The sequence below is a fragment of the Cellulosimicrobium sp. I38E genome (assembly GCF_001647255.1).
Taxonomy (GTDB): Bacteria; Actinomycetota; Actinomycetes; order Actinomycetales; family Cellulomonadaceae; genus Cellulosimicrobium; species Cellulosimicrobium cellulans_E.
Genome location: NZ_LUAZ01000090.1, coordinates 1 through 4751 on the forward strand (window position 1 = coordinate 1; position 4751 = coordinate 4751).

Here is a 4751-nt window from a genome sequence, read left to right on the forward strand (position 1 = left end):
GGGTATGTCGGTGAGGACGTGGAGAACATTCTGTTGAAGCTGGTGCAGGCGGCGGACTTCGACGTGAAGAAGGCGGAGACGGGGATCATCTATATCGACGAGATCGACAAGGTGGCTCGTAAGGCGGAGAACCCGTCGATCACGCGTGATGTGTCGGGTGAGGGTGTGCAGCAGGCGTTGTTGAAGATCATCGAGGGCACGAGCGCGTCGGTGCCGCCGCAGGGTGGTCGCAAGCATCCGCATCAGGAGTTCATCCAGGTGGACACGTCGAACGTGTTGTTCATCGTGGCGGGGGCGTTTGCGGGGTTGGACGACATCGTGGCGGCGCGGGCGCGTAAGCGGGGTGTGGGTTTTGGTGCGCCGATCGAGACGGGTGCGGGGGAGGATCTGTTCGCGCAGGTGCGTCCGGAGGATCTGCATCGGTTCGGGTTGATCCCGGAGTTCATCGGGCGCCTTCCGGTGATCGCGTCGGTGTCGGCGTTGGACTCCGAGGCGTTGGTGCGGATCTTGACGCAGCCGCGCAATGCGTTGGTGAAGCAGTATCAGCGGATGTTCGCGATCGACGGGGTGGAGCTGGAGTTCACCGAGGGTGCGGTGGAGGCGGTCGCGGAGCAGGCGTTGTTGCGTGGGACGGGGGCGCGGGGGTTGCGCGCGATCATGGAGGAGGTGCTGCAGCAGGTGATGTTCGACGTTCCGTCGCGCGATGACGTGGAGCGTGTGGTGATCACGCGTGAGGTCGTGCTGGACAACGTGAACCCCACGATCGTGCCGCGCACGTCGACCGCGCGCAGCCGTACCCCGCGGGAGAAGTCCGCCTGACCGGCCACCCACCGGGGTCGAAGCGTCGTCGCGCGAGGCCACGTTCCTACGTCGGCAGCACCGGAGGGCGGTAGGCCGGGCCGGCGAAGTGGCGCAGGGCCGTGTCGAGGTCGCGCCCGACGGGGACGTCGAGGTCGGCCGTGAACGGGACGGTCGACAGCAGGCGCTCGTGCGTGAACGGCTCGGGGAGCACGAGGTGGGCGAGGGTCGCCAGGTGGTCGGCGTCGTCGGTACCGGCGCGCGGGCGCCACAGGAGCGAGACCGTGACGGAGCTCGCCGGGCCCTTCGGCATGAGGTGGGTGCTCGCGGGCCGGACGGCGGTGACGTGGACCGCGACGGCCTCCAGGTCGGCCCAGTCGAGCCGCAGGGTGCCTGCGCCGAGCGCCAGGCCGTCGGGTCCGACGGTCACGGTCTGGCGCGGCGCCCGCACGAAGGCCCAGACGGTCGCGGCGCCCAGCCCGCCGAGGAACGCGACGACGAGCGTCACGAGCACCACCGCGACCGGGAGGGGCACCCGCACCGACTCCGGGTAGAGCACGACCTGGCGCAGGACGAGCACGGCCGCGGCGATCAGCCCGAGCCCGAGGACGAGGAGGAACGGCCGCCGCCGGGCGAGCGGCAGGACCAGGGGGCGGTCGCCGTCGGGCACCCAGGCACCCTGCTCCCGCGCGCCGCCGGCGGCCGGGGGCGCCGCGCTCACGGGCGGGCGTCGCGGTCGTCGCCGGCGAGCCACTCGCGCGCCGCGCCGACGAGCAGGGCGACGCCCAGGTCGAGCGTCGGCTCGGGGACGGGGGCGAAGAACGGGGAGTGGTTCGGCGCGACGCCGTCGGGCAGGTTGCCCATGCCCGTCGCGGTCGCGAGGTCGAACGCGGCGAACAGCGCCGGGTCGAACCCGCCGAGGTTCCAGTAGACGAGCGGGACGTCCGCCGCGGTGGCGAGGTCGCCGACGTCCTCGGAGCCCGGCAACGGGGGCAGCGCGACGACGGCGGGCCGGCCGCCGGCGGCCTCGATGCGCTCGCGCTGCTCGTCGAGCGTGCGCGCGAGGACGACCCGCGTCCGCTCGGCGGCGACGGGGTCGTTCACCATGAGGTCGAACGTCGAGACCTCCTCGTAGTCCGGCGCGGCGGGCGCGCCGGAGGCCGCCGCCTCGGCGTCGACGATGCGGTGGATCGCGGCGAGCACGCGGCGGCGGACGTCGGGCGTGAACGACCGCACGTTGACCAGCAGCTCGGCCGAGCCGGGGATGATGTTCGCCTGGGTGCCGGCGCGCAGGGCACCGACGGTCACCACAGCCGACTCCCCCGCCCCGACCTCGCGCGACACGACGCCCTGGAGCCGCATGACGGTCGCGGCCGCCATGACGACGGGGTCGACCGTCGACTCCGGGCTCGACCCGTGTCCGCCCTTGCCGTGCAGGGTGACGCGGAACGAGTCGGTGGCGGCCATCGCCGGCCCGGCGGTGAGGTTGACGACGCCGACCGGGAGCGGCATGACGTGCTGGCCCAGGACGACGTCGGGCCGCCCGCCCGTACGGTCGAACAGGCCGTCGGCGACCATCGCGCGCGCTCCCCCGCCCACCTCCTCGGCGGGCTGGAACACGACGACGAGGGTGCCGCGCCAGGTGTCGCGGTGGGCGGCGAGCTCCGCGGCGGCGCCGAGCAGGCACGTGACGTGCACGTCGTGCCCGCACGCGTGCATCGTCCCGGACTCGTGCCCGTCGGGCGTGGTCGCGGTGTCCGTCGACGCGTAAGGCAGGCCGGTGCGCTCGGTGACGGGAAGACCGTCCATGTCCGCGCGGAGCAGGACGCGCGGGCCGGCGCCGTTCGCGAGGACGCCCGCGACGCCCGTCCCGCCGAGGCCCTCGTAGACCTCGTAGTCCCATCCGCGCAGCCGCTCCGCGACGATGCCGGCGGTGCGGTGCTCGGCGAACGCGAGCTCGGGGTGCCGGTGCAGGTCGGTGTAGACGTCGGTGAGCTCGGCGGTCGTGAGCGGGGTCGCGGTCATGCACGCATGATCGCGCGCCGGGCCGCCCGGGGCGAACCCGGGCCCGCCGCCGCACGACGCTGCGGCAGGTCCAGGGTCAGCACCGAGCAGACGCGCCGTCAACCCACGAAGACGCAGAAGGGGTGGCCCGCCGGGTCGGCGTAGACGCGCAGCGGCTCCTCGGGGTCGTCGGACCGGTCGTGGAGCAGGCGCGCCCCGAGCGCGAGGGCGCGCTCGTGCTGCCGGTCGAGCTCCGCGACGTCGGGCACGGTGCAGTCGAGGTGGAGCTGCTGCGGCACGCCGTCGTCCGGCCACGTCGACGGCGGCAGCGCGCCGACCTGCTGGAACGCGAGCTGGACCCCGCCCGGCGTGGAGCGCAGCACGAGCCAGTCCGCACCTGCCGGGTCCGGCTCGCCCGCCGGTGGCGGCTCGTCGCCCGCGCGGTACTCGAGCCCGAACAGCGCGCGGTAGAACTCCGCGAGCGCACGGGCGTCGGTCGTGTCGAGCACGACCTGGGCGATCCGGGGGAACACGTCGGCCACGGCGACCACCTCCGCTCGCCACCGTCGCCCGGCGCGCGGGCGCTCGCAAGCAGGTCGACGCCGCGCGCGGGAGGATGGGCCGGTACGAAGACTGACGACCATCCGGCAGGAGGCGACGTGACCGACCAGGACGCGCGGCTCGCGCGGCACGTCGCCGAGGCGGCGGACGCGTGGCTCCGCGACCCGCTCGACGCGGGCGTGTACCGGCGCCTCGTCGACGCGACGCTCGCCTGGCGTGCGGGCGGCGGCCGCGTGGTGCCGGGCACGACGGCGGCGCCCGCCCCGTTCCCCACCGCCGCCCCGCGAGCGGGGACCGGCGCCGAGGCCGCCGCGACCGGCGAGGCCGACGACCCGGATGACGACGCGCGCTACCTCCGCCCCGAGCGCGCGCCGCGCGCGGTGGGCAGCACGCTCGCGGACGTCGCGAGCATGCTCCGCGCGAGAGCCGGCGCCGCGATCTCGGAGAGCAAGACCTCGACAGGCAGCCCGCAAGAACACGACGACCACCCCTGACGGCGACGTAGGGTGAGGTCATGACGCGCATCCTCGTCACCGGTGCCGACGGCGGCATCGGCCGCGCGACGGTGCGCCACCTCCTCGACCGCGGGTACGAGGTCACGGCGCTGTCCACCGCGTTCGAGCACCCGTGCCCCGCCGACCGGATCGTCGTCGGAGACGCCCGCTCCGCGCAGGACGTGGGCCGCGGGCTCGAGGACGCGGACGCCGTCGTGCACCTCGCGGCGATCCCGCACCCGAACCTGGGCACCCCGCTCGAGGTGTACGCGACCAACACGACCGCGACCTGGGCCGTGCTCTCGCTCGCGGGCGAGCGGGGCGTGCGGCGCGCGGTGATCGCGAGCAGCATCAACGCGTTCGGCGTGCCCATGAACCCGCACGACGTCCGTCCCGCCTACTACCCGCTCGACGAGGACGTGCCCGCCGACGTCGCCGACGCGTACTCGCTCTCGAAGCAGGCGGACGAGGCCGCGGCCCGGGCGGCGTGGCGGCTGTGGGGCATCGACGTCGTCGCGCTGCGCTTCCCGCACGTGCGCGACGCCGCCGGCCTCCGGGAGACCGCGGCCGCCGTCGCCCGCGACCCGCGCGTCATGGCGCGCGTGGGCTGGGCCTACCTGGACCTGCGCGACGCGGCCGGGGCGATCGAGGCCGGGCTGGCGGCCGACCTCACGGGCGCGCACGTCGTCGGGCTCGCCGCGGACGACACGCTCCTGGACGCCCCGACCCCCGAGCTCCTCGCCCGGTACGCGCCGGAGGTGCCCCTCACCCGCGCGATCGGCCCGAGCGACGGCCTCGTCGACACCCGCCGCGCGCGCGAGCTGCTCGGCTTCCGCCCACGGCACTCGATCCACCACCCCGACGCCCGACCCACCCCGGAGACCCCGTGACCGA

Annotated in this window: 6 protein-coding genes; 3 read left to right on the plus strand and 3 right to left on the minus strand. The window is 74.8% G+C overall.

The genetic code is table 11. The annotated features are described in order from the left end of the window. Positions 1-819 (plus strand): ATP-dependent Clp protease ATP-binding subunit ClpX (gene clpX, locus A0J59_RS20270; protein WP_064317272.1); only part of this gene is annotated, 819 nt, incomplete at its 5' end. Positions 820-865: 46 nt separating this feature from the next. Here clpX and A0J59_RS20275 read toward each other — a convergent pair. From A0J59_RS20275 to A0J59_RS20285, 3 genes are all read right to left on the minus strand, one after another. Further along, positions 866-1468, minus strand: coding sequence for a hypothetical protein (locus A0J59_RS20275; protein ID WP_220084529.1), 603 nt, complete (start codon positions 1466-1468; stop codon positions 866-868). Between the two features lie 47 nt (positions 1469-1515). Next, complete coding sequence (locus tag A0J59_RS20280; RefSeq protein ID WP_047230845.1) at positions 1516-2823, minus strand: amidohydrolase; 1308 nt, start codon at positions 2821-2823, stop codon at positions 1516-1518. 98 nt (positions 2824-2921) lie between these two features. Further along, positions 2922-3344, minus strand: a complete 423-nt coding sequence (locus A0J59_RS20285) for a VOC family protein (RefSeq protein WP_047231164.1) — start codon at positions 3342-3344, stop codon at positions 2922-2924. A gap of 117 nt (positions 3345-3461) precedes the next feature. Here A0J59_RS20285 and A0J59_RS20290 point away from each other — a divergent pair, with 117 nt between their 5' ends. Continuing rightward, the gene (locus tag A0J59_RS20290; protein WP_064317274.1) at positions 3462-3857 is read left to right on the plus strand and encodes a hypothetical protein; all 396 of its coding nucleotides are present in this window, start codon (positions 3462-3464) and stop codon (positions 3855-3857) included. A gap of 20 nt (positions 3858-3877) precedes the next feature. Then, positions 3878-4747, plus strand: coding sequence for an NAD(P)-dependent oxidoreductase (locus A0J59_RS20295; RefSeq protein WP_064317275.1), 870 nt, complete (start codon positions 3878-3880; stop codon positions 4745-4747). Positions 4748-4751: the final 4 nt, after the last annotated feature.